Raw genomic sequence first — 25,753 nt, forward strand, 5'->3', positions numbered from 1 at the left:
CAAGGAGGAAAAACCATGCAGTTGATATCCAGAAAAACCGTGCTTGCCTTCTTTTTACCAGGCGCATTATTTATGGGGATTTTTATGATTTACCCGATTTTCAAAATGGCTTTTGATAGTCTATATAGCTTTGATCCAAATGGTATGAAGGAGTTTGTTGGTTTTGACAATTATATTAAAGCTTTTGGAAATGAAAGCTTTTTACAGCCGTTAAAAAATACGCTTGTCTACATCTTTATTGCTGTTGTTGTCGAACTAATATTAGGAACGATTTTAGCGTTAGTTTTTGAAGAAAACTTTAAAGGTAACAAGGTCATCCGGTCACTCATTTTGACCCCGCTAATGATTGCACCGCTAGTGGCTGGTTTGATTTGGAAGTTAATGTTGAGCGCGCAGTTTGGTATTATCAATCAACTATTAGTAAATGCTGGTCTTCTTGAAAATTCGAACCAGATCCTTTGGCTTGCGGATGAGAAATGGTCGTTATTGGCTTGTTGTTTTGCGGATATTTGGTTAACGACCCCGTTCATGATGCTGATGATTCTTGCCGGTCTTCAAGGACTTGATGGAAGCATGATTGAAGCGGCTACGATTGATGGGGCAAATTGGTGGCAAAAAATTATTAAAATCAAACTACCAAATATTAAACCAGTATTATTAACCGCATTATCCATCCGAATTATTGATGCTGCAAGAACGTTTGATATTGTTTGGGCAATGACGCAGGGTGGGCCGAACAATTCATCAGAACTTATCAGTGTTGTCATTTATAAAACGCTGACCAGATACAACAAAGTCGGGTATGCAAGTGCGATGGCATTAATACTTGTGGTAGTACTCGTTGTGTTCACTCTTGTGTTCATGCAAGGACTATGGAACCCGAAGAAAAAACAATCGGTGTAGGAGGGGATAGCAAATGGAGAAAAAAAGAAGTGTTCAAAGTAAATTACTGATAATTTTAGCGATTGTCTGTGCTGTAGTCTGGTTGTTTCCCTATCTGTACTTGATTAGTTCATCCTTCAAGCCAGGTGCTGAGGTTGTTTCAATTCCTGCTAAATTTTTTCCAACAGTTTTATCTGTGGAAAATTTCACTGGTTTGTTCGAACGGATGCCGGCTTTTCATTATATTTTTAATAGTTTTTTAGTTGCTGTTTGCAGTACTTTGATTGCAGTAATTTTAGGGGCGTTATCTTCTTATGCTATTCAACGTTCAGGAGCTAAGATTGCCACCTTTTTGATTATTGTCGTGTTGTGTTTAAAAATGATTCCGACATCGAGTATTGCTGTACCAATCTATGAGTTGATTACAAATCTTGGTTTGTATGATACGAGAGTTGCCTTAATTATTGTTTATGCAGCGATAAATATGCCTTTTGTTATGTGGGTCATGCTCGGTTTCTATGAAGGGATTCCAACAAGTATTGATGAAGCAGCTTGTATGGATGGGGCTTCAAGTCTCCAGACATTTATTCGAATCATCTTGCCAATCTGTACACCAGGTTTGGCTACAGCCTTTGTATTTACGCTATTTCTATCTTGGAATGAATTTTTATTGTCGTTGTTATTGACTAGTACAGAGGCAAAAACATTTACGGTTGGATTATCTGAATTTTTATCAGCTTACAGTATGGACTTGGGTCCGATGTGTGCGGGAGCTCTAATTTTTAGTTTACCTGTAATGGTTTTATCAATCGTAGCACAGCGATTCATTGTTCAAGGAATAACCGCTGGTTCAGTTAAGAGCTAGTCAAAACGTATTTGAAGGAACAAAAGAGCGATTCTAATTAAAGAATCGCTCATCAGGAGGAGTAATGGTGAGTAAAAATTATTATGATGTAACCCAATGGGCAATAGGAGATCCATATAACGATATTGGCGAAGTCATTAACAGTATTCTTTTAGACATTAAAAAAAGACAAAAAGAGATTGATGAAAATGATGGAGGGAAACCAGGGGCAGTCATCTATATTCCACCAGGTGATTATCACTTGAAAACACAGGTTGTTATTGATATTAGCTTCTTAAAGATCATGGGTTCTGGACATGGCTTTACTTCTTCTAGTATCCGCTATAATGTGCCAGAGGATGAATGGAGTGATCTACATGAGCTTTGGCCTGGCGGCAGTCGCATTCTTGTTGATCTGTCGGGTTCATCGAAAGAAGAGGCTGCTGGCGCGGCATTCTACATTCAGCGTAGCGGTGATCCGCGAATTAGTTCTGTCGAATTTTCAAATTTTTGTATCGACGGCTTACACTTTGTCGATGATGGCTCGAATGAAACGAATCCAGAAAACACTTATACAAATGGGAAGACGGGAATATATGTTGCCAGTGCGAATGATTCGTTTCGAATTACAGATATGGGATTTATCTATTTGGAGCATGGAATTATTTCCTATCACGCGGATGCACTTACAATTCATGATAATTTTATCGCGGAATGTGGGAGCTGTATAGAATTACGCGGTTGGGGACAGGCGTCGAAGGTGACAGATAATTTGATTGGTGCAGGTTTCAAGGGCTATTCCATTTATGCAGAGAATTTTGGTGGCCTGCTAGTGACTGCAAATAATGTTTTCCCTAGAGGAGCTAGTTGTATTCATCTTGAAGGAGTTACTCGCTCACTTATTAGCAATAACAGACTTCATGCCTTTTATCCAGGAATGGTTATTTTAGATAAAAATAGCTCCGAAAATTCTATTTCATCCAACCATCTTTTGCATGATCATGAACCTTGGGCACCGTTGCAAGGAAGGAATAACGGTTTAGATGATACCTTCGGACTTTTATCAATCAATGGTAACAGCAACACAGTGATTGGAAATCATTTTTCTGAAATTATTGACAAGAATCAAATTTCACCAAAAGGAGCGACTCCTGTAATTATCCATGTTGTTGCTGGCAATGGAAATTATATTTCTAATAATCATATAGTCGCTACAAAATCAGAATTAACATCCAGTGATTCCTGTTTTGCCTCACAAGTAGAAGCCTTATTGACCAATGATGCAACCGAGGCTCTTGAGGTCAAGACGGTATTAATTGAAAGACAGTCTTTTGGAAATACGGTGCTCGACTCTGGTTCTGAAGTACAAGTTGAACTGGATAAAAAAGACAATGCCTTTAGAGCGACGCCAATTCCAGCTAAGCATTCTATGTTGAACGAATTCAGTTGAGCACTATTAAACTATCTTCAAGTTTTAGCAGTATTTAATAGTAAAAAAAGTGAGGGTAAAAACGATGGGAACACTTTCCATGCAACATATTTATAAGAAATATTCAAATGCGGAGAATTATACCGTAACTGATTTCAATTTAGAAATTGATGAAAAGGAATTTATCGTCTTTGTAGGTCCTTCTGGTTGTGGGAAATCCACAACCCTTCGAATGGTAGCAGGTCTTGAGGATATCACTGAAGGAGAATTGAAAATCGGTGATAGAGTCATCAACAATATAGCACCAAAGGATCGAGATATCGCAATGGTCTTTCAAAATTATGCGCTCTATCCACATATGACCGTATTTGACAATATGGCCTTTGGCTTAAAGCTCAGAAAATATCCAACAGCTGAGATTAAAAAGAAGGTAGAAGAAGCGGCGGAAATTTTAGGCTTAACGGAGTATCTAAAGAGAAAACCCGCGGCTTTATCTGGAGGACAACGTCAACGTGTCGCTTTAGGTCGTGCGATCGTCCGTGATGCTCAAGTCTTTTTGATGGATGAACCATTATCTAATTTGGACGCAAAACTACGTGTATCCATGCGTGCGGAAATCGCAAAATTGCATCAACGCTTAGGAACGACAACCATTTATGTTACTCATGATCAGACAGAAGCGATGACAATGGCGGATCGGATTGTCATTATGAAGGATGGTTTGATTCAACAGATTGGTAGTCCTAAAGAAGTGTATGATTTACCTGAAAATGTCTTTGTTGCAAGTTTCATTGGTTCACCTGCAATGAATTTTTTCAATGTGACCTTAAAAAATGGCTACATCACTAGTGGACGAAATTTCAAGTTGAAAGTGCCAGAAGGTGAGAATAAAGTGCTCGTGGCAAAGGGCTATGAAGGAAAAGACTTGATTTTCGGTATTCGACCAGAAGATATTAGAAGCGAACAGATCGTCTTGGATTCAGTTGTTGAGTCATCAATAGATGCAACGATTGTCGTATCAGAGCTTTTAGGATCAGAAACGTTGTTATATAGCAAAATTGATGAAACAGAATTTGTTTCTAAAGTTAATGCTAGAGACTTCCATCGTCCAGGTGAGGTAGTTCGTTTAGCGTTAGAAATATCAAAGGGGCATTTCTTTGATCCAAAGACAGAAGTACGAATTAAATGTACGAAATAATTTATGGTTGAAAAGTGATGGTTAAAGTTAGGAGGGATTCTCTTGTCCATTGAATTAATGAAAAAAAAAATTGTTCGTGCTCAAGCTGAAATAGATAAGAAAAGATCAGAAGTAGGGAAGGGGGCAATGCGTCAAAAATATCACTTTATGACTGAAGTCGGCTGGCTAAATGATCCGAATGGACTCATTTATTTTAAAGGTAAGTATCATTTCTTCTATCAATATAATCCGTATGATTCCTATTGGGGCTCGATGCACTGGGGACATGCAATCAGTGATGACATGCTGCACTGGGAATACTTACCACTCGCATTAGCACCGAGCGAAACCTATGACAATCATCCCAAAGGTGGCTGTTTCTCTGGAAGTGCAATCGAATATGAAGGGCGGCTCTACCTTTTATACACCGCCTCGACAAATTACGGAGACGGGTTTGTTCAAAATCAATGTATGGCGTACAGCGATGATGGTATCCATTTTGTCAAAAGTGAAAAGAATCCGGTTATTGCTGCTCCGCCAACTGGTTATGATGTGGGCGAGTTTCGCGACCCAAAAGTTTGGAAGCATGAAGATTATTTCTATTTGGTATGTAGTGGGAAAAAGGATGAGCGTGGACAAGCACTATTGTATCGTTCAAAAAATTTAGAAGATTGGGATTTCTTTAATGTTCTTGCAGAAAGCCGAGGAGAATTTGGCTATATGTGGGAATGTCCTGATTTTTTTCCATTGAAAAATGCCAACGGAGAAAAGTATGTTCTAACGTTTTCTCCAATGGGAGTGAAAGAACGAACGAGTATTTATTTAGTCGGAGATATGAATTATGAAACTGGAAAGTTTAATTACACGACTGTAGGAAATATTGATTGGGGATTTGATTATTATGCACCGCAATCATTTGTTGATCAATCCGGCAGACGCATTCTTGTTGCGTGGGCGAATGGTTGGGATTGGATGCCGTGGTGGAAGGATTGGGGGCCAACCTTCAAAGAAGGCTGGTGTGGTTCTTTCAACCTTCCGCGAGAAGCAATCCTTGATACGGATAATACAGTGAAGTTTGTACCTATAGAAGAGCTACAATCTATTCGAAAATCAGCTGAAGCGATCCATGAAAAGTCCATTATTGAAAAAGGCGAATTCTTGATTCCTACAGCTAACGGCAATTGTTTTGAATTGAAAATGACGATTGATCTTGCTAACAGTACCGCTGATTCCTTTGAGCTACGCTTGAGGAGTAACGATCATCTAGCTACCATTGCGACATTCGATTTAAGAAAGCAGATTCTAACAGTTTCTCGCGACAACTCAGATGATTGGAGCCAAGGAACTACAAAAAGTAATTTGATATTAAAGGATAAAGCAACACTAAAGATTCATTTGTTTGTAGATCAATCCTCTATAGAGATTTTCACAGATGACTATAAAACGAATCACAGTCTAAATGTTTTTGCTAAAGAGAATCAAAATAAGAACTATGTTTCTGTTGCTGAGGGTACTCTTGTGATCAATCGGCTTGAAACGTGGGAACTAACGAAAACAATGTAGCCAAATGCTCGAAGAAAGTACATATCTTCGAGCATTTGAATATGGAGGATGAAAATGAAAACGATTGATGTAACCGCTCTGGGCGAAATTCTAATTGATTTTACTCAAAACGGTCTAAGTGATCAAGGCAATCCATTATTGGAAATGAATCCTGGTGGCGCACCATGTAATGTATTAGCGATGTTAAGAAAATTCGATCGCAATGTAGCGTTCATTGGAAAAGTCGGGGATGATAATTTTGGCTGGTTTTTGAAAGAAAAGACCGAGAAATTAGGAATTGATACAAGCAATTTGTCCTTTGATAAAGACGTACACACCACCTTAGCCTTTGTGCACAATGGGGAAGACGGGGACAGAGATTTTACTTTTTGTCGAAATCCAGGAGCAGATATGCAATTAACAGAACAGGAAGTGAATGAAGAGGTAATCAAGCAATCAAGGATTTTTCATTTTGGAACACTTTCTATGACCCATGAAGGAGTACGCAGTGCAACGAAAAAGGCACTGACTATCGCTAAAAGCAGTGATTGCTTGATTTCATTTGATCCCAATATTCGTGAACCATTATGGGAGAATTTAGAAGAGGCTCGAAAACAAGTAGAAGTTGGGCTTAGTTATTGTGATATTCTTAAAATATCAGACAACGAAATTCAATGGCTTACAGGAGAAGAGGATTATTCAAAAGGGGTGAAAAAAATTAGAGATAAGTATCCGATTAAATTGATCCTTGTTTCGATGGGGGATAAGGGAAGCCGAGCATATTATGAAGAAGATATGATTGAAGTTCGTGCTTTTAAGAATGAACAGACCATCGAAACTACTGGTGCAGGGGATACTTTTTGTGGGTGCGTACTTAATTATATTCTTGATTATGGTCTGAAAGAATTAACGAAAGAGCAACTAACTGAGATGTTGACGTTCGCTAATGCAGCAGCATCATTGATAACCACGAAGAAAGGTGCACTTTGCTCGATGCCAGAGATTTTCGAAGTGGATGAGTTTATTTCATTACAAGATCAGTCTTAGTTTTTCAGTATATTTTTTGAGTTGTTGAAGTAATATATGAAAATATAAATATATATTATTTTTATGAAGTCTAATCATCTAATCGGTGATTGGGCTATTTTTTGTGCCTAAAAGGAGGGATAAGCAGTGTTCGATACACAAGAAAATCGCTATGTCACGAGGGGAGTAAATGAACAAGTACCAAAGGAAATGCAGCAACGTTGTTTTCAGTTGATCGACGAAAAGGTGAAACAAGCAGAGATTCAGTTGGATTATCTACAAATCTTTGAGTTCAATCGAGATGATCAACGAGGTACCATTACGATTGTCCATCGACAAGAAGAACCATTCTTCATTGATTATTCTGAGAACCGAATTACCAAAGATTTAGTAAATTTCCAAATAAAAATGCTGTGGGTTATCGACGATCATACGCATCAAACGATGTTATTACCAGAAGAGTATTGATAACAAGGGAAAGCACTAAGTAAACAAATAAGAAGTTTCCAAAATGAATCGAAAGAAGGTCTTGACAATGACAAACCAACAAGTAAAATCTGAACCCAAAAAACGTGTGAATATCGTTTCTTTGCAGTTAATAAAGGAGTCATCAGTACTGTATGCAGGAAGAAAATGCAATAGCCCTAAAGCATTGTACCAGTTATTTTCTCCCTTTATAGAGCATAAAGATAGAGAATTTTTAGTGATGGCGGGGCTCTCTCAAAAGTTAGAACCAACCATTATCCAGACGATTCACATTGGCACGATTAATCAATTGTTGGCTTACCCAAGGGATATCTTGAAAGCTGCATTGTTATCTAATAGCGTGTCAATTTGCATCGCACATAATCATCCGTCGGGAGACGTAACTCCTTCTCTATCTGACATTAAACTAACTGCTCGTTTAGAAAAAGCTGCTAAGTTACTACAGATTAAATTACAAGATCATATTATCATTGGTTCAGGTGGAGAGTACTTATCGATGAGAGCTGAAGGACATATCAAGGATGATGAATAACCCTAATGACGAGTACTGGTCATTAGGGTTTTCTTTTTGCAGAGAGAGGACGGATCGAAATGTTACATCAAGCAATCAACATACTGAAAGAACAAACGGGGATTGAAACAACTGAAAAGGACTGGGGATTTGAGTCCGTCACTGCTGAACGTGAAGAATTGGAGGAACTACCAGTATTAGTTATGACTTATTTGTACGTATAAGCGGATCAATAATCAGAGAAGGATTACGTGTATATAAATTTGGGTGTCATTTTGCTTTTTTTCAAAAAGTAAGTTACAAGGTAGGCAACGTATTTAAAGAGTTTTTATTATCAGATATAAAGGATTTAGTGAGTATTGGCAATCTTTTTGATACTAGTTTCAATTTTGAATTTAAAGACTTACCATTTATTTATCCTACCATTAAGAGCATCAGGATATTTAACGAATTAGGTATTATAATCGTTATGCAAAATCATAAGAAAACATGCGAAGGGAATACAAAAAATGAAATTTTTTAACTGGTACTACAGGTAATGTAAAAGATATATTTGTTTTAGATCTATTGGGAAAAGTAAATCAAGTACATGTATTGATACGTAATTTAGAGCGTGCACAATTTTTAAAAGATAGCAGAATCAATTCGTGGGATTGATGTAGCAGTATATCTGGCAACACAGTTCAAAGAAGTAAGCGATGAAAAAACTTAGAGTACAAATTTTGAAAGTACTTAAGTGTTAGCAAAAGATAATCTAAATACCGAAGTAAAGTGATTTGTATTTAGCAATACAAATTTTATTTACACGAAAGTAGACAGAATTAATCCTATAACTGAGGGTGAAATCGTTGATTCAGTAGCAGAATATCCTAAGTCAAAAGTCGAATCCGAAAATTTATAAAAGAGCTAAAGGATAGCGAAGAACTTCTAAATTATTTATTAGTAACACTTGAAAATGAGGATGCTTTAAGTTTCAGCGAACACGAAATGGTTTTAGATACATCAACTATTGAAAAAAGAACTCGAATTTATTCCAGATTATCCTTCATTTCAAGATGCTGCAAAAGACGATGTGCTGTAATAACATCTAATCCTTTGTACTTGGAAAGAATAATTTATTAAAAAAAGAGAGAAGATAAAATTTGAAAAAAACAGTAAATATATTGATATTGAGTGCTATAGCACTATCTGGTTTGTTTCCTATGCGGAGCATAATGGCCGAAACGGTAGCAAAGGATGATAGTGTACCAAATACCCAAGCTGTACTTCCAAATGCTGATTCCCAATCTAGTTCTATATCCGTACATAATTCTACAATTTATGCTGGAAGTAAGTGGAATCCAAAAGATAATTTTAATGATGCCCTCGTAAGTGGGGATACCCATTTGGATTATAATCATTTTATAGCTTCTGGTGGAACCATAGATACTAGTCAAGTTAAGTTGGAAACAGCAGGCGTTTATCCAGTTACTTATACCTTAAACAGTGTGACAAGTACAGCCTATATCACGGTTTTAGAAGACCACCTGGTTGTTAAAGGCGATAGTCTTAAACGCTATGTCGGTGATCCTCTTCCCGAGGATAGTGAATTCAATGCTGTTGGAATTGACTACAGCGGTGCTAGCCTTCCTGTGACTATTGATAAATCTAGAGTTGATATGAGTAAAGCTGGAAGTTACATTGTGCTTTTGAGTATTACATCTTTGGAGCAGCCAAACTTTACTTTTACTACTGCCGTCGCAGTCAACGTTAGGGACAAACAACGATCAAAGCACACGATTCTACAATTTATGTCGGAGACAAATGGACCGCGCAAGACAATTTTGATACAGCGTTGGATAAGGACGGAAACGCTGTTAGTTATTCTCAAGTCGAGGTAGATGCTTCACAAGTAGATACAACAAAACCAGGAATCTATAGCGTGATGTATACATACGAAGGTGTGACGACAACGGCGAAGGTCACAGTTAAAGCAAAACAAACAACGATCAAGGCACACGATTCTACAATTTATATCGGAGACAAATGGACCGCGCAAGACAATTTTGATACAGCGTTGGATAAAGACGGAAACGCTGTTGGTTTTTCTCAAATCGAGGTAGATGCTTCACAAGTAGATACAACAAAACCAGGCATCTATAGTGTGATGTATACATACGAAGGTGTGACGACAACGGCGAAGGTCATAGTTAAAGAAAAACAAACAACGATCAAAGCACACGATTCTACAATTTATGTTGGAGACAAATGGACCGCACAAGACAATTTTGATACAGCGTTGGATAAAGACGGAAATGCTGTTGATTTTTCTCAAATCGAGGTAGATGCTTCACAAGTAGATACAACAAAATCAGGAATCCACAGCGTGACGTATACATACGAAGGTGTGACGACAACGGCGAAGGTCATAGTTAAAGCCAAACAGACTATAAATCCAACTAAACCTTCTGATTCTATTAATGGAGGTAAGAAAAAACAAATCGTAAGTTCACACAGATCTTATGGTATTAGAAAGCCTAAAAAAGTAAAAGCTTATTATAAGTAAAATAAAGAGGAAAAATATAGTTTAAATAAAAAACAGTTCCCAAAAACAGGTGAAAAAAGCAGTGTTTTTTCTAGTGTAGTTGGTATTCTAATTTTAGTATTATTCAGTATCACTCTTTTATTTAAAAACAAAGTTATAAAAAAATAAAACCTTCTTATAAAAGGCTAGTTGAGTTTAATTTATAAATAGAAGAAAAACACTTAGGAAGAACGATTGTAAAAATTTCATTCTAATCAGAGAAATATGAAAAGAAGACGGTATTTCTATTTATCAGAAATGTCGCCTTCCTTGAAGCCTAATCATCTTAAAATAGGTGATTGGGCTATTCTTGTACCTTATAAGGCGGATTAAAGAATGTTCGATGCACAATAAATTCGCTACATCACGAGGGGAATGGATGAACAAGTACTAAAGGAAATACAGCAACATTCTTTTCAGTTGATCGATGAAAAGATGAAACAACCCGAAGTTCAGTTGGATTATCTACAAATCTTTGAATTTAATCAAAATGATCAACGAGGTATCATTTCGATTGTCCATTGGCAAGAAGAAATGTTCTTTATTGAGTATTTGAATAGGAAATATTTCTTTGGTGTCCAAATTTCTGAATAGCGGCAATAAATCCACAACGAAAGAATAAAACAGTAGGCTAGACGTATTTATTATATGTTGAGCCGTATTACAAGCGCGGATAGTTGGCGAATTAAAACTAATCTACGTATGAATTTTTATAGCTGTTCCATTTTATGAGCGAGCATTTTTTGTAATATTTTCTCTGATGCTTCAAGATTGGCTATCTTTTTCTTAACTTCATTTATTTTTTGTCTCAACAATTGAATATTTTCTTCAGTCGTCGGAGAGCTTCCAAAGGTATCACTTATTTGAAGAAGTTCAGAAATTGAAAACCCATTTTCAAGTAATTTGGAAATAAATTGTAGATGAGGAACGACAGATGTTGAGTAGTTGCGATACCCATTGTCTTCGCGAACAAAATAATCGTCATGAATTAAGCCTACTCGTTCGTAATAACGGATAGTAGAGATTGGCAAATGGGTCGCTTTTGAAACTTCACTGATTTTCATAATTTTTAATCCTTCCATCTTGCTATGAAGTATAGTTCATAGTTTATAGTAACTTTGTTGAAAAGAAAAATTATCAGGAGGCATTGATTATGGATCAATTATTGGGAGTTGTACTTGGCGGTGGAGGAATCACGGGACTCGTTTGGGAAACGGGCGTACTCGCGGGATTGCTCAATCAGGGAATTGATTTAAGTCGTGCGGACAAAATATTAGGCACTTCGGCTGGCTCGTTTGTCGGAGCTGCTTTGGCGAATCATTACAATATGAAGGATTATCTCGACAGGGTCAGTAATCCTTCTAAAATGAATGAGTTTGCTGAAGTAAGTTCAGAAGTCTATCAGCTTTGGACAGAAGCTTTTATGGTTGGTGGAAGCAACAAAGAAGCAGTCGGGCAAAAAATGGGAGAGATCATTTATACGCATCCTTCGAAGGTAAGTCGAGAGAAACGAATGGAAATCGTTAGCAATAGATTAGTTCGCTTAGAATGGCCGGAAAATTTATTTATTAGTGCAGTGGATGCTAAAACCGGAAAATTACATATTTTTGACTGTAACAGTGGGATTTCTCTGATTGAAGCAGTGTCTGCCAGCGGAGCTGTTCCAGGTGTGTGGCCACACATGTCTTTTTTGGGAAGCGACTGGATTGATGGCGGTATGGTTTCATCGACAAATGCTGAATACATGGTAGGCTGTGATACCATTGTTTTACTTGCTCCACTGAATAAAAAATACGGACTGATTCCAAGTGTTCGCGATGAAGCTGAAAAATTGTCGGAGCATTCAAAGGTCATTTTAGTAGAACCTGATGAACAAAGCGGTGAGGCTATTGGCACAAATATCTATGATTCCTCGAACGTTTTGCAGATCGGTCAAGCTGGTTTCAAACAGGGAATTGAATTGGCTGCTTCTTTCAATAAAGCAGGTGCTTAAAGCAGGAATCAGCAATGTTCAATACACAAGAAAATCGCTACATCACGAGAGAAATGAATGAACAAGTACTAAAGGAAATATAGCTAGGATGTGAGTAGTTTTGATAAAAGGTAAAATAAGCAGAGATTCGGTTGGATAACCTGCACATTTTTAATTCAATCGAGGCGACCAATGAGGAATAACACCACAATTATTCATAGACAAGAAGAACCTTGTTAGTCATTTTAGTTGTATAACATCCACGATTTAGCGAGGTTTTAAGTAAAGAATTTTTCGTCATTGTTGATCGATGTTCAAATTCGATAGGAACAAAAGGATGTGTACGTTAATTTTCTGTACACATCCTTTTCCTTGTGTCTGATAGGTGTCTATTTGATTAGGGTGCTAAATATTTTAGATTAACCCCTCATTCAATCTTCTCTGCATGACTTTGACACAATCAGATTCGGAACTAATGAGCCCGTCCTGGATCGTGCCCATTTTTCGCTGTAGAGCAAGGCAGGTAGCGGGGCCGAAGTTACCATCTAATGCGATTTTTAATGTTGATTGAAGTGCACGGATCATGTTCGAACCGCCGTGTCCAAATTGAACAGAGGGAATAGATTGATTTGCGCGATTTTTGATTTGTCCGCTGATGATGCCATCTTTGATGCAGCAATTCAATACTTCTTGCAGACGTCTCGTCGTGGCAGGTCCCCATGAACCATCGATGGCCAGCATCCGTTGCTGACCAACATTCTCGCTGGGGCCAGTAACGCTCGTATTTTTTATGCGAAAATAACGAACAGGTAAGCCGGAGTAATCACCCATCCAGCCGATCGCTTTGGTCACGGCGATATTTTGACAGCCTTTTGAGTAGGTACAGTGCAGTGCGTTACCGTTAATATCTTCTTTAGGGTTTTAAAATAACGGAAATGTGTTTTGTATCTAAGTTAAGTTTCAGACAATTTCTATTTCAAATTAGATACTGCTATAATAGAAATGACTGTTTTTTACTAAAAGAATAGCGCTATGAATTGTAGCAAACCGGTTATGACACAATTCATAGACATGAACAAAGCTACGAGTGAGCTATACTGAAAATAGGTTAGGGAGGGAAAATATGGATATAGGTTCAAGATTAAAAAAACATAGATTGGCTAAAGAATTCACTCAGGAGGATGTTGCAAAGAAACTGAGTGTATCTAGAGCAACGATCTCAAGTTGGGAGACAGGTAGAACCTTTCCTGACATCGAAAAATTAGTTTATCTAAGTAATTTGTATGATCTTTCCTTAGACCAATTAATCAAAGAGGAGCCGGTGATCATGGAAACGATTGTTAAAGAGAGGAAAAGCTTGAAGCATTTCAAAGTTATCAAAATGATAGGAATCATTTTACTAGCAGCATTTGTTCTTTATAATGTCTATTGGTTTAGCGCTGTCTACACCAAAAATAGAAATTTGGCAGATTGGGAGCATACAGAGGCAAACAACTATCTCAAAAAAGGGGACTACACCTTTCAGGCACATGATCTTCGGTATCTGGAACCCTTGCATAATGGGAATATTCCGGTTCATACGTATGGAGGGGATTCCTTCCATGTGGGAATAGATGGAGACTACATCTATGTAGGGCTTTATGAACCAGCGGGAAGAACCAAGTTAGAGGTTCCAAAAGACACAAACTTCTTTTTGCGTTATAAAAAAAGTGAAAAGAATGATCTTTCTTATGAAAGGTTATCTGGAGATACACCCACTACCGAAGCAAAAGCCATTATGAAAAAGTATCGCAAAGAGCTCAATAAAGATATCCAAGCGACAGAAGTTGTTTGGAAAGAGGTTAATAATAAATAGTTTCGTATTGGTTTAAGAATTTAACAAAAATTTGAAGCAGAACCAATTGCTAAGCCCCCTTTGTAATTGGTTCTGCTTTTTTATTGTTATTCAGAATAATCAAACGTATCTTGCAACTTACCGGCTTGGTTATAGACTTTCACCGAAGAATTTTTGTTTTTAGCGATTTCCTTCGCTCTGGCTACGGCCTGCTCCTTTTTATCGAAGGTATCACTGGCTTGGCTGGCTTTTTCGGAAATGACGATCCACTGGTCGTCTTGATATTTGACTGAAACATCCGCGTTCATCAGCTTTTTCGCATTTTTGTTGTGTTCATGAGAAGCGTTTTTTTGCGGAGCTTTGGCTTTTTGAAAGTCTTTCTTTTCTTCTGCCGAAGCATCGTCGTACCATTTTTCTGCTTGACTGGTAGCGATCGGAATTGCACGATCATCTGGATAACCGTCATCAAGTAAGGCATTCGCGATATCAATGGCTTTTTTTCGAATCAATGGGTCCAAGTTTTTCATTGAGGCTGGGTAATCATTCATATTCCAAGGCATACAATTCGTCCTCCTTCAATTATTTCTATATCTACCTTACTATGGAACTGATTGAACACGAATTGATTTGCTCAGAAGGACAACTTCTTTCTCTATCATGAGCGAGAGAATTGCTACGGGGTTCAGATTCGTAGAAAATAGAAAACGAGTAGCCAACTTTTTAGCAATTCATACGAAGATTTAAGTATTAGAGGAGCAATAATTATGAATATACAAACAGCACGCTGCACGATTCGAGCCTTTCAACGAGATGAGCTTGATACCTTCATGGAGTATCGAGACAACCTTGAATGGATGCGCTATCAGGGGTTTAAAGGACTGACGAAGGAACGTTATGAACAAGAGTTATTCCTGAATCAATCTCTGGATAATGGAAGACAATACGCCATCATTAATAGAACCACAGGTCAGTTAATCGGTGATGTTTACTTAAAACGAGAGCAGGCAATCTGTTGGATCGGCTATACAATCCACCCTCGCTTTAAGCAACAGGGGTATGCACAAGAGGCTGTGCGCGCATTGATCTGTTGGACCAGTGAGCAAGGTTATTATCGTCTCAAGGCAGGAGTCCATCCTGAAAATAGTGCTTCAATAAAGCTGCTTGAAAAATTGGGTTTTGTTTATTTGAAACAGGATTACGATGAGTTAATTTATGTCTATGATTTAGAGAAAGAGACATTCCAAAAGTAAAAACGGCATGTCCTGGCTAGGATATGCCGTTCAATCTTTCCGCATTTTCGAGATGTGTTTGCTGCGTCCGCCAATTTTAGTGGCAAACTGATCGGATTCTTGTTTGCTTTGGAATACCAAAAGCTTCTCAGGGTCTTTTTCACGGGTGCGCTGACCTTCTTTACCAATGTAACCATGTAGGACTTTGACAACATACATAAGATCACCTGCTTTTTTAATTTAGCTATTAGTATACGGGGTGAAAAAGCGAAAGCAATTATTTTGCCTGAGGATTAAAAGAAATTTATACTGAACTTTCTTGTTTCTTTTTGGTTCCCTACTATAGTAGGGAAGACAGTAGTGGTACCACCAATAGTGATTTAGCGAAAGGTTGTCTGTCATTAGCGAACGAAGAGCGGCAAAAAAAGACACTCAGTGGGGAATGCTACTGAGTGTCTTTTTTAGGTTATTCTTTTTGAAAAATCTGATTTATAGCGTTCATTTTCTCCAGGGCGAGTCTAATTTTTCTGCGAGAGATTAAACAAGAATGATTTTGATCAAAATAGACTACACATTCTGATCGATCAATCTGTGCAATATTTTCTAAGTTGACGACGAAAGAGCGATGGACTTTAAGGAAACGTTCATCCAAATGTTCGATTTCACCAAGTGTCGCATAAAAATTGACTAAACGAGATTTGCAAATAAGTCGTAGTTTATGAGAAATCTCCGTTGTTTCAAAATAAAGAATATCAGAAAAAGGGACTTGAAAATGACTGTGCTGATTGCTAAAAAGAAACATTTCTTCCTTTTTTTCACTCGCTCGAATACTTAAAAGATTCTCAAAACAGTCAACTAAATGCTGTTTGATTGTATCAATCGGATTGTCTTTAGCGATAAAGTCAAAAGCAGAAACCTTATAAGCATAAGTAATAGGCGCAAATTCTGAATGAGTAGTAATGAAGACGATTACTCCATAAGGATCAATCTTTCGGATCTGGCTAGCGATTTCTAATCCCATCTTCTTTTCTCCATTAATTTCTATATCGAGAAAATAGATGTTTTGATCAACGGTTTCTTGAACTTTTTTTAGTAGAGTTTCTGGTCTTGCAGTGGTAACGATCGATTTCGCTGGCCAACGTTTTTCTAAGAGAATTTCACGAATGACTAGCTCCAAACGTTGCTGATGCATGATATCGTCCTCTAATAAAAAAATGTTCATCGTGGGATTTCCTCCTTGATCATCAAAATTTGTCGAAATACGCCATCCTGATATTCTGTCTGCAATGAAAGATTTATATAGTTTTGAAGAATTGTTTGAATCGTGGCTAAACCTAGTCCACGATTTTTTCCTTTAGTGGAAAAAGCTTTATCGAAGATTCTTACAATATCAATTGGTTCATCAGGACAAGAGTTTTCAATAGTAAGTTGTATTTCTCGCTCCGTTTCATTTTTCAAAAAGACGATCGTTACAAAAGGATTCTCAGCTTTCTCAGCAGCTTCAATCGCATTGTCCAATAAAATCGAAGTGATCCGTACATAGTCTAAAACCTCAATCGGTTCATCTTGAATAATATCCTCAATTTCTAAATGGACAGGGATATTTTTCTGCCACGCTTGAATAATGTGGGTCGAAAATATCCCTTTTATCGGTAGAGTCTTCAGATTATTCAATTTTCCTAAGGCGTAATGCTCATCCTCTAAAACGATACCTTCCGTTTCCAATATCCGTGTGTACGTATCTTCAATCACAGACAAATCCTTTGTTTTGATACTCTGATTCAAGCTGATCAGCACATTGTGATAATCGTGCCGAAAACTTCTAAGCTCATCGTACATGGCTTCGATTTGCTGAACATAAGAGGTCAAATCAGCCAACTGATTGTCTTTTAGTTGTTGGATGCGTTGTTTGTCCAGCTGACGAGTTTTGATGTTCAAATAGACTACCAATAAGACGATGACTAGGATGAATATAGCGATCAGGTATTTTCGAATGGGGTTTTCGTCTTTTAAAATATACTTTTCTATCCAATAATTTCCAAACTGAATAATGCAACATATAGTTAGTAGGATATTTATAAGCAATAGAAAAATCTGATTCCAACTATCTTGGAATTTTTCTAAAAGGGAGATACTGGGTTTAATCAACCGTAATAAAACTAGATTGCACACTATTGAAAAAATGGGTGATATCGTCATATTTATCAGATACATATATTTGGTAAAAGTGTCTTCCCCAATAAAGAAGAGAATGGAAGCATTCATAGAATAGGCGAATACAGCGTAAGAGAAAGTAGAGTAAATGCTGTAAAACCATATCATATCGTTGCTAGAGTCTTTTTTAATAATTTTTCCGATAAGTAGAAAGTAAGAAATTGGTACGATGAATACCCAGTAGTTCAAAAGTAAGTATCCTATAAAAGATAGTACAGGAAGAAAAATAGCCATTTTGAATGAAACTTTTTTTCTTATTAATTTAGAATAGATAAATAATTGACAAATATTTTCTATAGAAGTCAACAAGAGAAGTATCAAAACTTCCATTTTATTCTTTGGTAGTCATCTTTTTCAATTTTGGATTTTCAGGTTCATAGCCAAAAATAATGCAGGGATAAGCTAGTAAAGCAATTGAAGCCGCCACAAGAATTTTAGAAATGTTTTTTAGAAATTGATTACGGTTGTACTTGATAGTTTTCATAATTTTTATAGCTCCTTTTATTTATTTTATAAAACAGTGGATGAATCATGATGATTTCCACAAATAACCCGGTGATCATTAATGTTCCTATTTCGCTAGTGACAAAAAATACAGCTACGAAGAGAGCTAACAAAGCACTTAAGAAAGAAAATAATCGTTTTCTTTTACGCTCACTTACGCTAACCAAGGGATTTTTTTCAGTATCCGCTGGGGCGTACAACAAGACGCAACCTAGGATCACGAGAGAAAGAATCGCCATCCAAAAGAAAGACAAGGTAAAAGTTGTTTTTTCGAGTATGAATGGAATACCAACAAATGTTGTGATTCCAAAAATCGAGCAATTGACAGTTGACTTCGCGTGCCAGCCTCCAGCATGCCACCTCAAAAGAACGTAGGGTACGTTCATAATGAAGGTTTCAAATAGAATCCCTAGAAGAAAAGCGATTGCATAAACTTGGACAGTTTTGAAGATATTAATTAAAAAAATTTCCAGAGAGTAAGCAACTGTTTCATATTCATCTTCTGTCATATGTTTCTTTGCTTGGAGCTTATTTAATAGGAAAAACGTGAAGGTATGTGTCATTTTTTTCACCTCTTTTGAATAACTTCGTGTTACTTTTCGATTGTAAAGGATTTGCTTGCTTACTACAACGAAAAAATGTGAACGTCTCAATTGCGCCTAAATGCATACTTAGGCTTCTTGTTTGGCCAATAAAAATTTTTTAAGAGAGTCTTTTAATGGCACATATTTTCTTCTGGAAAAAGGGCAACTATTGTTAGAAGAATCCTCTAAGAAGTAAATATTTCGCTCGTATTTATTAATTTCTCGGATCATATACAGGTTAACAATAAAGGAGCGATGACAACGAAATAACCAGCTTTGATTTGTATCTTCGAACTCGCTTAAGTCGCCTGAAGAATAATGCTTCTCTTCCTTAGTAACAAAGCATAGCGTATGGTTTTTCGTAGGATCAATCGTGATATATAGTAATTCAGTCGCTTGGATAACAACTGTGCCTTTTTTTGTTTCTAAAAAAATGGATGTCCGCATTTTTATCTCTCCTTTTTAAGAATCATAATAGTGAGTTTAATGAAGTTTGTTAAGTCGAATGCCGCGAATGGTTCGAATTCAACCGTATACGGTATGTTTTGGGTTTTTAATGGTCTTTTGGTAAAGAAGTTAAGAGAAAGAGACTGTTGTTAATGAGGGCGTGGCAATCATTTTGAGCATCTGGAACTGCCTCGATTTAATGGGATATTCTCATGTAGCTATGCGCAGCAAAAAAAATAGCTCACCTCTTGTTATTCAAGGACACTTAGGGCATGATAGTAGTCAAATTACGTTAGGAACATCAGGTCATTTATATGCCTAGCCTGATAACTAAGTTGTTGAAGAAATAGTCAAATTCAATTCCACAGAAGTTATTAATGAGGAGGGCTTTTATAATGAAAAGAACATTTGTCTTAGCACCGGATTCGTTTAAAGAAAGTATGTCAGCCAAAGTTGCGTGTAACGCGATGGAACGAGGCATTCGCAAGGTGTTTCCAAATGCAGAAATCATCCATGTGCCCATGGCAGATGGCGGGGAAGGTACCATTGATGCGTTGGTTGACGGTAATGAAGGCACGAGAGTGGAAGTAACGGTTTCTGGACCGCTTCCTACAGAAAAAGTGACGACCTACTATGGCTTATTAGCCGATAAAAAAACTGCTGTAATAGAAATGGCAAAAGCGAATGGGATTGAACTGCTGGCTGAAGAAAAAAGAAATCCCTTAGTGACATCAACGTATGGCACAGGGGAAATGATTCAAGCGGCACTAGATCAAGGAGCAAAAACAATCATTATCGGAATCGGCGGCAGTGTAACTAACGATGGCGGTGCAGGAATGGCGCAGGCTTTAGGTGTTCGATTTTTTGATAGTGAAAACCGTGAACTGCCAATGGGGGGCGGCGCGTTGGCGGCATTATCCAGAATCGATACGACAGAACTTGATCCTCGGATCAAAGAAACGGAAATTATCATTGCCAGCGATGTAACGAATCCGTTGACAGGACCAAAGGGGGCTTCCGTTGTTTTTGGTCCGCAAAAAGGGGCCACGCCAGAGATGGTTGAAGAACTAGATAAGGCGCTTGCGCATTATGCAGAGGTAATTGAACGGGACTTAGGACTAGAGATAAAAGAACAACCTGGAGCCGGTGCAGCAGGTGGATTAGGCGCGGGACTTTTAGTTTTTACTGAGGCAAAAATGCAATCGGGAATTGAGCTAGTCATTGAATTGACTCATTTAGAAGAAAAAATTGTCCAAGCTGATTATGTCTTTACTGGAGAAGGCGGGATGGATTTCCAGACGAAATTTGGCAAAACACCTTATGGCGTCGCAAAAATTGCAAAAAAATACAACAAACCGGTTCTTGCCTGCGCAGGCTATATTGGGGAGCAAGTTGAGGTACTTTATGAGGAAGGAATTACTGCGATTTTCGGCATTTTAGCCAAAGCGGGCTCACTGGCTGAAGCGTTAAAGTCAGGGGAAGAAAATTTAGAGCGAACAGTTGAAAATATTGCGCGTGTGTTGATAAGCTAGCAGATGTTTTTCACTAAGAGAATCTTAAGCCAGATACGCAAAAAAAAAACAAACAACGCCTTTTCATTTACTGAAAGGCGTTGTTTGTTCTTTAAGCGGCAGTTGATAAGTCAAGGTTCTTTTCGTTAAAGGTATCGCCATGATCTAAATCACCGTATTTAAATCCTCGTTTGAACCAATGAATTCGTTGTTCACTCGTACCGTGTGTAAAGCTATCGGGAACGACGTAGCCTTGGTATTCCTTTTGCAAGGTGTCATCACCGATCGCATTGGCCGCAGTGATGGCTTCATCGATATCGCCTTCTTCTAGAATTGGTTGTCCTTGATAGGTTTCACCAGCTAGATATTTCGAAAAGCATCCAGCCAAATAATCGGCTTGCAGCTCCAAACGAACACTGTATTTATTGTACTCCGCTTCAGAAACTCGTTTGCGGATTTTATCTAATTGAGCGGAGATACCTAACTCGTTTTGCACGTGATGCCCCACTTCATGGGCGATGACATACGCCATGGCATAATCGCCCGTAGCCCCATATTTATTCGATAGTTCGTCTGCGAAACTAAGATCTAGATAGACATTTTGATCAGCTGGACAATAAAAAGGCCCTACCTGTGAGCTTGCCTGTCCACAAGCTGAATTGACACTATCTGTAAATAAGACAAGCTTTGGATTTTGATAGGATTCATTCAGCTGTTCAAACTCGCTGTTCCAATAATCCTCTAAATGGGCGAAAACAACGGCTGCAAACTCTTTTTGATCGTTATATTCTTTGGAAGAAACGTTTTCTGTTTCGTAAGTCGCGGGTGTAATGCCGCCGCCTAAAGTATCGGTGACAGAATTTAAATCTCCGCCAGATAGAAAGAAAACAATCACCGCAATCAAAAATACGCCTATTCCGCCGCCAGTCGCAATTTTTCCAACAGGACGTCCGCCGCTTCCAGATCGGTCCTCCACATTGGAACTTTGTCGATCCCCTCGCCAACGCATAACCATTCCCCTTGTTCTAGTAAGTCTCATTTTAGCTGAAAAATGTAGATTCCCAAAGAATAAAGGCTGAGTTCAATTCATCCGTGAAAAGGCAATTTCGACCATTAGATTTTCGTCCGAATTGAATAAGCGAGCGTTTAAAAACAACTAATTGATGTGAAATTAAATAGCTGTTTATCTCAAATTGTATTTATTTTCACTTTTTATTGTATAAAACGAAAGGATAACGATTTACCTAGAAATACGTTTGAATAGCCATATAGCAACGTTTTTTGTTAATCCAATAATTTAAAAAATAATTTTGAAATATATTTGTAACAATTCTTTTATATGCGTGATATATCACTATGGTAAAATTACTTCTGACGTTATGCGATCTATCATTTTAAATCTACATAATAGCCGGAGGAATAATTAGTGAAAAAAAGTATATTATCAGCATTGTTGGTATGCACAATCGCTGTATCAGCAGTACCGAATATTGCACTAGCAGATAATTTTGATCAACAAATTCAAGAAAAAGATCAAAAAATTAGTGAATTACAAGGAAAACAATCGGGCGTTCAATCACAAATTGACGAATTAACAGGCGAAATTGCTACTGTTAGCGAAAAAGCAAAAGACTTAGAAGCAAAACAAGAGCAATTAAATAAAGATACAATGAAATTGCAAGAAAAAATCGCTACTTTAAAAGTACGTATCGCAAAACGTAACGAAGTAATCAAAAATCAAGCACGTGATACACAGGTAAAAGGCCAAGCGTCTAGTTATGTCTCAGCAGTATTGGAAGCTGATTCATTATCTGATGTGATCGGTCGCGTTCAAGCGATGTCTACGATGGTTAAAGCCAATCATTCTTTGATGGAGCAACAAAAAGCCGATGAAAAAGCGGTAGAAGCAAAAGTTAAAGAAAACGAAACAAAAGTTGCTGAGATTGAAACAAACCAAAAAGAATTAGAAGCTCAAAAAAATGAAATTGCAAACAAACAGGCTGAATTGAATGTTGTCAAAGCAAACTATGCGGCAGAACAAGCAACAGCTGAGCAAGACAAATCTGCGTTGAAGAAAAAACAAGAAGAAGCAAAAGCAGAACAAGCACGCATCTTGAAAGAACAAGAAGAAGCAGCGAAAGCACAAAAAGCAGAACAAGAACGCCAAGCAAAAGAAGCGGCGAAAGCACAAAAAGCCTTCGAAGAATCTCAAGCAAAAGCGGCTGCAGAACAAGCAAAAGCAACAGAAGAAAGTTCAACTTCATCATCAAGTGCCAGCGAAGGAAGTTCAACTTCATCTTCAACAGAAACTACAAGTACTTCTGATGATACAAAAGCGCCAACTCCTACACCTGGTCCGGTTACAGGCGGCAACAAAGTCGACCACACTGGTTCTGGTAATGCTTACGCAGTAGGTCAATGTACATGGTACGTTAAAAACGTGGCACCATGGGCTGGAACATACTGGGGTAACGGATGCCAATGGGGTGCTTCAGCAGCCGCTGATGGATTCCAAGTAGACGGGTCACCTGCAGCTGGATCGATCGTTGTCTTCGCACAAGGTCAATCAGTTGGAACATGGAATGCTGATCCATCATACGGACACGTAGCTTATGTTCAATCATACAATGCATCAAATAATACAATCACGATTACTCAAGGTGGTATGGGCTTCCCATCACCAACTGGACCAAATACTGCGACATTAAGCGCAGCTGGTTTACAATATATTCATCCATAAGAATGCAAAAAAGAGTTTCCGAGAAATCGGAAACTCTTTTTTTGGTATAATAAACAAGTATGACTTTTTACATAGAAGGGAACCATCGATCCATGCTTACAAAGTTTTCAAATTACATAAAATCCGATTTAATTGAAGCAGAAACAACTGAACTAAATGATCAAGACACGCTGCAGCAATTGATCGCTCAAAATGGTGGTCATGCGTTTAGTGAGGAACAGCTGGCAGCAATCCGGTTTCCGATGCAAACCCATTTACGAATCATTGCTGGTGCTGGAAGTGGTAAAACCCAGACAATTTGTGCAAAAGCGGCTTATTTAGTAATAGAAAAGGGGGTTGATCCGAAGCAGATCATGATGTGCACGTTTTCTCGCAAGGCGAAGCTGGAAATGGAAGCTCGCGTCAATCATTACTTAGGCGGCTATGCTCGAATCAAAGTTCAGACCTTTCATGGCTGGTTTAATGCGGAATATAATGAGTTGATTCGTCAGATTCCTGAGTTGAGGCAATGGGGAATTGAAGGCGTGATTGATGAAGATCAATACTATCACACAGTGAATCAGCTGATAAAAAAATACCGTCTCTATAATTTTGACAAATTTGAAGAACGGACGATTGCCTCGCGAATTAGTTACTGGCGCAATCTGGGGTACTCTGATCAAGAGATGGTAGAATTTGTTGCGAAGCATTTTGATCAGGAGGAGCTTTTACTAAATAAAAAGCTGAGTGTCGTCTTTCAACAGTTTTTGGCTGAGCTTGAGCTGCTGAAAAAGGCGCAGCAGTTCATCACCTTTGATGACATGCTGTTTAATCTCAAGCGGATTTTAGAAAATGATCCTTTAGCACGTCAAACGCTGCAGGAAAAATATCGCTACATTTTTATCGATGAATTTCAAGACATCAATCCCTTGCAAAAACAAATCGTGGCGTTGATTTGTCCACCAGATAAAGCAGCTGTCCAAAAGACGTCGGGGAAACTAATTATCGTTGGTGACGATGACCAGAGTATCTATTACTTTCGCGGCGCTGAGCCGAGCTACATCAAAGAGTTTGAACAAGAGTATCAACAGACTTCTCTGAAATTGATGACTAATTACCGTTCAGAAGCGCCTATCGTTGAGGCAGGAAATCGCTTGATTCAATTCAATGCTCACGATCGTTTAACAAAAACGATGATTGCGAATAAAGCGGCAACTGTTCATGATTGCTATGGAATTAGTTTTTCCGATGATGAGGAAGAGGCGGTGTGGATTGGAAAGAAAATCCAAGAATTGGCTAAAAACGACTCAATGGAAGATGGAACCCCGAATTATCGGGACACGATGGTGCTGTATCCAACCCGAGTACAGTTACGGTCATTACTGAAGCAACTAAAAAAACTAAAGGTACCTTTTGTTACGCCGACTAATGATGATCTGCTGGGGATTTTTGGGTTGCCGTTATTCAAAACACTGTTTCAGCAGTTGGAACTGCTGGCCTCGGCTAACTCGATTCAACAGAAAAATGACGCGTTGAAAAAAATCATCCAGCAATACGCCTATTATCACTTTATCAAGTTTGGCACTAGTGCCAAATTCAGCGAAGAATTATTCAGTAAGAATAAGTTCAAAATCAATGAGCTAGTCAGCTTTTTAATTAGTGAACGGAAGCTTTCACCGAAATCACAGGATCAAGCAAAACAATTCTTTAAGCAAATCTATCTGTTTTATCAACACAAACAGTTGAATCTTGCGGCTTTGTCAGAGGCCTTGCTGGCAACCCCAAAATTCAAAAAAGACTTGAGTGAAGAAGAGGCGGATTGGCTGAATAAAGAGTTGACAGCAGCAGGAAGTTGGTCAGGCCTTTTGGAAGCCTATCAACAGGCCAGTGAACAAAATCAAGGGATGAAAAAACGACTGAAGGATTATGATCAGGAAAAATTGAACGCTGTGTATTTGTTATCGATCCATGCCAGCAAAGGCTTAGGCAAGAAGAATGTGTTTATCAAGGGTGTCTACCAAGATGCGCTGCCTAATCATCATACAGTTAAAAAAGCTGACTGCGATTTGAAGCAAGCCAAAGAAGCGGCAGCGCCACCTACAACGCTGGAAGAGCAGCGACGATTAATGTATGTTGCGATCACTCGGGCAAAGGAAAATCTGTATGTGACCTACCCGAAAAACGTCAATAGCAAATCAATTGCTCCTTCTCCTTTTTTAAAAGAAGCAGGATTGACGGTCAAAGAATACCAAAAAAAATAGTATAATGATCAAAATGGG

At 38.1% G+C, this 25,753-nt stretch carries 28 protein-coding genes and 1 pseudogene; 19 read left to right on the top strand and 10 right to left on the bottom strand.

What is annotated here, in order from left to right:
- The first annotated feature begins 15 nt into the window (after nucleotides 1–15).
- The 13 genes and pseudogenes from IGI44_RS02080 to IGI44_RS02140 all read left to right on the top strand — a co-directional run bounded on the left by IGI44_RS02080 (nucleotide 16) and on the right by IGI44_RS02140 (nucleotide 11,054).
- Nucleotides 16–903: a carbohydrate ABC transporter permease gene (locus IGI44_RS02080; RefSeq protein ID WP_438786098.1), complete on the top strand. Its 888-nt coding sequence runs from the start codon at nucleotides 16–18 to the stop codon at nucleotides 901–903.
- Nucleotides 904–916: 13 nt separating this feature from the next.
- On the top strand, nucleotides 917–1,747 hold the full coding sequence (locus IGI44_RS02085) for a carbohydrate ABC transporter permease (RefSeq protein ID WP_137440120.1): 831 nt from the start codon (nucleotides 917–919) through the stop codon (nucleotides 1,745–1,747).
- A 64-nt stretch (nucleotides 1,748–1,811) separates the two neighbouring features.
- Entirely contained in the window at nucleotides 1,812–3,176 is a 1,365-nt protein-coding gene (locus IGI44_RS02090; protein ID WP_438786099.1) for a right-handed parallel beta-helix repeat-containing protein, read from the top strand.
- A gap of 64 nt (nucleotides 3,177–3,240) precedes the next feature.
- Nucleotides 3,241–4,353: an ABC transporter ATP-binding protein gene (locus IGI44_RS02095; RefSeq protein WP_438786100.1), complete on the top strand. Its 1,113-nt coding sequence runs from the start codon at nucleotides 3,241–3,243 to the stop codon at nucleotides 4,351–4,353.
- A gap of 42 nt (nucleotides 4,354–4,395) precedes the next feature.
- The gene (locus tag IGI44_RS02100) at nucleotides 4,396–5,895 is read left to right on the top strand and encodes a glycoside hydrolase family 32 protein (protein WP_438786101.1); all 1,500 of its coding nucleotides are present in this window, start codon (nucleotides 4,396–4,398) and stop codon (nucleotides 5,893–5,895) included.
- A 54-nt stretch (nucleotides 5,896–5,949) separates the two neighbouring features.
- Entirely contained in the window at nucleotides 5,950–6,921 is a 972-nt protein-coding gene (locus IGI44_RS02105; RefSeq protein WP_438786103.1) for a carbohydrate kinase family protein, read from the top strand.
- A gap of 126 nt (nucleotides 6,922–7,047) precedes the next feature.
- Nucleotides 7,048–7,368: a DUF960 family protein gene (locus IGI44_RS02110; protein ID WP_438786104.1), complete on the top strand. Its 321-nt coding sequence runs from the start codon at nucleotides 7,048–7,050 to the stop codon at nucleotides 7,366–7,368.
- Between the two features lie 67 nt (nucleotides 7,369–7,435).
- Complete coding sequence (locus IGI44_RS02115; RefSeq protein ID WP_438786105.1) at nucleotides 7,436–7,918, top strand: JAB domain-containing protein; 483 nt, start codon at nucleotides 7,436–7,438, stop codon at nucleotides 7,916–7,918.
- A 59-nt stretch (nucleotides 7,919–7,977) separates the two neighbouring features.
- A complete protein-coding gene (locus IGI44_RS02120; protein WP_438786107.1) occupies nucleotides 7,978–8,121 on the top strand; it encodes a hypothetical protein in 144 nt (47 codons plus the stop codon).
- A 918-nt stretch (nucleotides 8,122–9,039) separates the two neighbouring features.
- Nucleotides 9,040–9,777, top strand: a complete 738-nt coding sequence (locus IGI44_RS02125; protein WP_438786108.1) for a bacterial Ig-like domain-containing protein — start codon at nucleotides 9,040–9,042, stop codon at nucleotides 9,775–9,777.
- Nucleotides 9,684–10,442: a bacterial Ig-like domain-containing protein gene (locus IGI44_RS02130; RefSeq protein WP_438788897.1), complete on the top strand. Its 759-nt coding sequence runs from the start codon at nucleotides 9,684–9,686 to the stop codon at nucleotides 10,440–10,442. Before IGI44_RS02125 ends, IGI44_RS02130 begins: the two co-directional genes overlap by 94 nt.
- A 36-nt stretch (nucleotides 10,443–10,478) precedes the next feature.
- Nucleotides 10,479–10,589 (top strand): annotated as a pseudogene (locus IGI44_RS02135) (LPXTG cell wall anchor domain-containing protein); the annotation flags it as partial.
- A gap of 234 nt (nucleotides 10,590–10,823) precedes the next feature.
- A complete protein-coding gene (locus IGI44_RS02140) occupies nucleotides 10,824–11,054 on the top strand; it encodes a DUF960 family protein (protein WP_438788899.1) in 231 nt (76 codons plus the stop codon).
- 116 nt (nucleotides 11,055–11,170) lie between these two features.
- Here the strand turns inward: IGI44_RS02140 and IGI44_RS02145 are convergent, their stop codons facing one another.
- Complete coding sequence (locus IGI44_RS02145; RefSeq protein ID WP_438786109.1) at nucleotides 11,171–11,524, bottom strand: MerR family transcriptional regulator; 354 nt, start codon at nucleotides 11,522–11,524, stop codon at nucleotides 11,171–11,173.
- Between the two features lie 89 nt (nucleotides 11,525–11,613).
- Between IGI44_RS02145 and IGI44_RS02150 the strand changes: the two genes are divergently transcribed.
- Complete coding sequence (locus IGI44_RS02150) at nucleotides 11,614–12,453, top strand: patatin-like phospholipase family protein (protein WP_438786110.1); 840 nt, start codon at nucleotides 11,614–11,616, stop codon at nucleotides 12,451–12,453.
- 393 nt (nucleotides 12,454–12,846) lie between these two features.
- Here the strand turns inward: IGI44_RS02150 and IGI44_RS02155 are convergent, their stop codons facing one another.
- A complete protein-coding gene (locus IGI44_RS02155) occupies nucleotides 12,847–13,263 on the bottom strand; it encodes a peptidoglycan endopeptidase (protein ID WP_438786111.1) in 417 nt (138 codons plus the stop codon).
- A 292-nt stretch (nucleotides 13,264–13,555) separates the two neighbouring features.
- Here IGI44_RS02155 and IGI44_RS02160 point away from each other — a divergent pair, with 292 nt between their 5' ends.
- Entirely contained in the window at nucleotides 13,556–14,287 is a 732-nt protein-coding gene (locus tag IGI44_RS02160; RefSeq protein WP_438786112.1) for a helix-turn-helix domain-containing protein, read from the top strand.
- 86 nt (nucleotides 14,288–14,373) lie between these two features.
- Here the strand turns inward: IGI44_RS02160 and IGI44_RS02165 are convergent, their stop codons facing one another.
- Entirely contained in the window at nucleotides 14,374–14,826 is a 453-nt protein-coding gene (locus tag IGI44_RS02165) for a DUF2188 domain-containing protein (protein WP_438786113.1), read from the bottom strand.
- Nucleotides 14,827–15,030: 204 nt separating this feature from the next.
- Between IGI44_RS02165 and IGI44_RS02170 the strand changes: the two genes are divergently transcribed.
- A complete protein-coding gene (locus tag IGI44_RS02170) occupies nucleotides 15,031–15,516 on the top strand; it encodes a GNAT family N-acetyltransferase (RefSeq protein WP_438786114.1) in 486 nt (161 codons plus the stop codon).
- Nucleotides 15,517–15,546: 30 nt separating this feature from the next.
- On the opposite strand, the gene IGI44_RS02175 is transcribed toward IGI44_RS02170, so the two are convergent.
- The 6 genes from IGI44_RS02175 to IGI44_RS02200 form a co-directional block, all read right to left on the bottom strand.
- A complete protein-coding gene (locus IGI44_RS02175; RefSeq protein ID WP_438786115.1) occupies nucleotides 15,547–15,714 on the bottom strand; it encodes a hypothetical protein in 168 nt (55 codons plus the stop codon).
- A 247-nt stretch (nucleotides 15,715–15,961) separates the two neighbouring features.
- Nucleotides 15,962–16,717, bottom strand: coding sequence for a response regulator transcription factor (locus IGI44_RS02180; RefSeq protein WP_438786116.1), 756 nt, complete (start codon nucleotides 16,715–16,717; stop codon nucleotides 15,962–15,964).
- Complete coding sequence (locus IGI44_RS02185) at nucleotides 16,714–17,433, bottom strand: sensor histidine kinase (protein ID WP_438786117.1); 720 nt, start codon at nucleotides 17,431–17,433, stop codon at nucleotides 16,714–16,716. Before IGI44_RS02185 ends, IGI44_RS02180 begins: the two co-directional genes overlap by 4 nt.
- Nucleotides 17,434–18,040: 607 nt before the next feature.
- Nucleotides 18,041–18,193: a cyclic lactone autoinducer peptide gene (locus tag IGI44_RS02190; protein ID WP_438786118.1), complete on the bottom strand. Its 153-nt coding sequence runs from the start codon at nucleotides 18,191–18,193 to the stop codon at nucleotides 18,041–18,043.
- Entirely contained in the window at nucleotides 18,168–18,776 is a 609-nt protein-coding gene (locus tag IGI44_RS02195; RefSeq protein WP_438786119.1) for an accessory gene regulator AgrB, read from the bottom strand. The genes IGI44_RS02190 and IGI44_RS02195 overlap by 26 nt, the downstream gene beginning before the upstream one ends.
- A gap of 108 nt (nucleotides 18,777–18,884) precedes the next feature.
- Nucleotides 18,885–19,244: a LytTR family DNA-binding domain-containing protein gene (locus tag IGI44_RS02200; RefSeq protein ID WP_438786120.1), complete on the bottom strand. Its 360-nt coding sequence runs from the start codon at nucleotides 19,242–19,244 to the stop codon at nucleotides 18,885–18,887.
- Between the two features lie 395 nt (nucleotides 19,245–19,639).
- Here IGI44_RS02200 and IGI44_RS02205 point away from each other — a divergent pair, with 395 nt between their 5' ends.
- Nucleotides 19,640–20,776, top strand: a complete 1,137-nt coding sequence (locus IGI44_RS02205) for a glycerate kinase family protein (RefSeq protein WP_438786122.1) — start codon at nucleotides 19,640–19,642, stop codon at nucleotides 20,774–20,776.
- Between the two features lie 91 nt (nucleotides 20,777–20,867).
- Here the strand turns inward: IGI44_RS02205 and ypfJ are convergent, their stop codons facing one another.
- The gene (ypfJ, locus tag IGI44_RS02210; RefSeq protein ID WP_438786123.1) at nucleotides 20,868–21,764 is read right to left on the bottom strand and encodes a KPN_02809 family neutral zinc metallopeptidase; all 897 of its coding nucleotides are present in this window, start codon (nucleotides 21,762–21,764) and stop codon (nucleotides 20,868–20,870) included.
- A gap of 417 nt (nucleotides 21,765–22,181) precedes the next feature.
- Between ypfJ and IGI44_RS02215 the strand changes: the two genes are divergently transcribed.
- The gene (locus tag IGI44_RS02215) at nucleotides 22,182–23,495 is read left to right on the top strand and encodes a PcsB-like coiled-coil domain-containing protein (protein ID WP_438786124.1); all 1,314 of its coding nucleotides are present in this window, start codon (nucleotides 22,182–22,184) and stop codon (nucleotides 23,493–23,495) included.
- Nucleotides 23,496–23,587: 92 nt separating this feature from the next.
- The gene (locus tag IGI44_RS02220; protein ID WP_438786125.1) at nucleotides 23,588–25,735 is read left to right on the top strand and encodes an ATP-dependent helicase; all 2,148 of its coding nucleotides are present in this window, start codon (nucleotides 23,588–23,590) and stop codon (nucleotides 25,733–25,735) included.
- Nucleotides 25,736–25,753: the final 18 nt, after the last annotated feature.

The organism is Enterococcus sp. DIV0756, assembly GCF_051710745.1.
Classification (GTDB): domain Bacteria; phylum Bacillota; class Bacilli; order Lactobacillales; family Enterococcaceae; genus Enterococcus_A.

What these genes read in the sequence shown, in the direction of transcription:
- IGI44_RS02080 (WP_438786098.1), top strand. Translation starts at nt 16, where the DNA reads ATGCAGTTGATATCCAGAAAAACCGTGCTTGCCTTCTTTTTACCAGGC.
- IGI44_RS02085 (WP_137440120.1), top strand. Translation starts at nt 917, where the DNA reads ATGGAGAAAAAAAGAAGTGTTCAAAGTAAATTACTGATAATTTTAGCG.
- IGI44_RS02090 (WP_438786099.1), top strand. Translation starts at nt 1,812, where the DNA reads ATGGTGAGTAAAAATTATTATGATGTAACCCAATGGGCAATAGGAGAT.
- IGI44_RS02095 (WP_438786100.1), top strand. Translation starts at nt 3,241, where the DNA reads ATGGGAACACTTTCCATGCAACATATTTATAAGAAATATTCAAATGCG.
- IGI44_RS02105 (WP_438786103.1), top strand. Translation starts at nt 5,950, where the DNA reads ATGAAAACGATTGATGTAACCGCTCTGGGCGAAATTCTAATTGATTTT.
- IGI44_RS02115 (WP_438786105.1), top strand. Translation starts at nt 7,436, where the DNA reads ATGACAAACCAACAAGTAAAATCTGAACCCAAAAAACGTGTGAATATC.
- IGI44_RS02120 (WP_438786107.1), top strand. Translation starts at nt 7,978, where the DNA reads ATGTTACATCAAGCAATCAACATACTGAAAGAACAAACGGGGATTGAA.
- IGI44_RS02145 (WP_438786109.1), bottom strand. Translation starts at nt 11,524, where the DNA reads ATGAAAATCAGTGAAGTTTCAAAAGCGACCCATTTGCCAATCTCTACT.
- IGI44_RS02150 (WP_438786110.1), top strand. Translation starts at nt 11,614, where the DNA reads ATGGATCAATTATTGGGAGTTGTACTTGGCGGTGGAGGAATCACGGGA.
- IGI44_RS02155 (WP_438786111.1), bottom strand. Translation starts at nt 13,263, where the DNA reads ATGGGTGATTACTCCGGCTTACCTGTTCGTTATTTTCGCATAAAAAAT.
- IGI44_RS02160 (WP_438786112.1), top strand. Translation starts at nt 13,556, where the DNA reads ATGGATATAGGTTCAAGATTAAAAAAACATAGATTGGCTAAAGAATTC.
- IGI44_RS02165 (WP_438786113.1), bottom strand. Translation starts at nt 14,826, where the DNA reads ATGCCTTGGAATATGAATGATTACCCAGCCTCAATGAAAAACTTGGAC.
- IGI44_RS02170 (WP_438786114.1), top strand. Translation starts at nt 15,031, where the DNA reads ATGAATATACAAACAGCACGCTGCACGATTCGAGCCTTTCAACGAGAT.
- IGI44_RS02175 (WP_438786115.1), bottom strand. Translation starts at nt 15,714, where the DNA reads ATGTATGTTGTCAAAGTCCTACATGGTTACATTGGTAAAGAAGGTCAG.
- IGI44_RS02180 (WP_438786116.1), bottom strand. Translation starts at nt 16,717, where the DNA reads ATGAACATTTTTTTATTAGAGGACGATATCATGCATCAGCAACGTTTG.
- IGI44_RS02190 (WP_438786118.1), bottom strand. Translation starts at nt 18,193, where the DNA reads ATGAAAACTATCAAGTACAACCGTAATCAATTTCTAAAAAACATTTCT.
- IGI44_RS02195 (WP_438786119.1), bottom strand. Translation starts at nt 18,776, where the DNA reads ATGACACATACCTTCACGTTTTTCCTATTAAATAAGCTCCAAGCAAAG.
- IGI44_RS02200 (WP_438786120.1), bottom strand. Translation starts at nt 19,244, where the DNA reads ATGCGGACATCCATTTTTTTAGAAACAAAAAAAGGCACAGTTGTTATC.
- IGI44_RS02205 (WP_438786122.1), top strand. Translation starts at nt 19,640, where the DNA reads ATGAAAAGAACATTTGTCTTAGCACCGGATTCGTTTAAAGAAAGTATG.
- ypfJ (WP_438786123.1), bottom strand. Translation starts at nt 21,764, where the DNA reads ATGCGTTGGCGAGGGGATCGACAAAGTTCCAATGTGGAGGACCGATCT.
- IGI44_RS02220 (WP_438786125.1), top strand. Translation starts at nt 23,588, where the DNA reads ATGCTTACAAAGTTTTCAAATTACATAAAATCCGATTTAATTGAAGCA.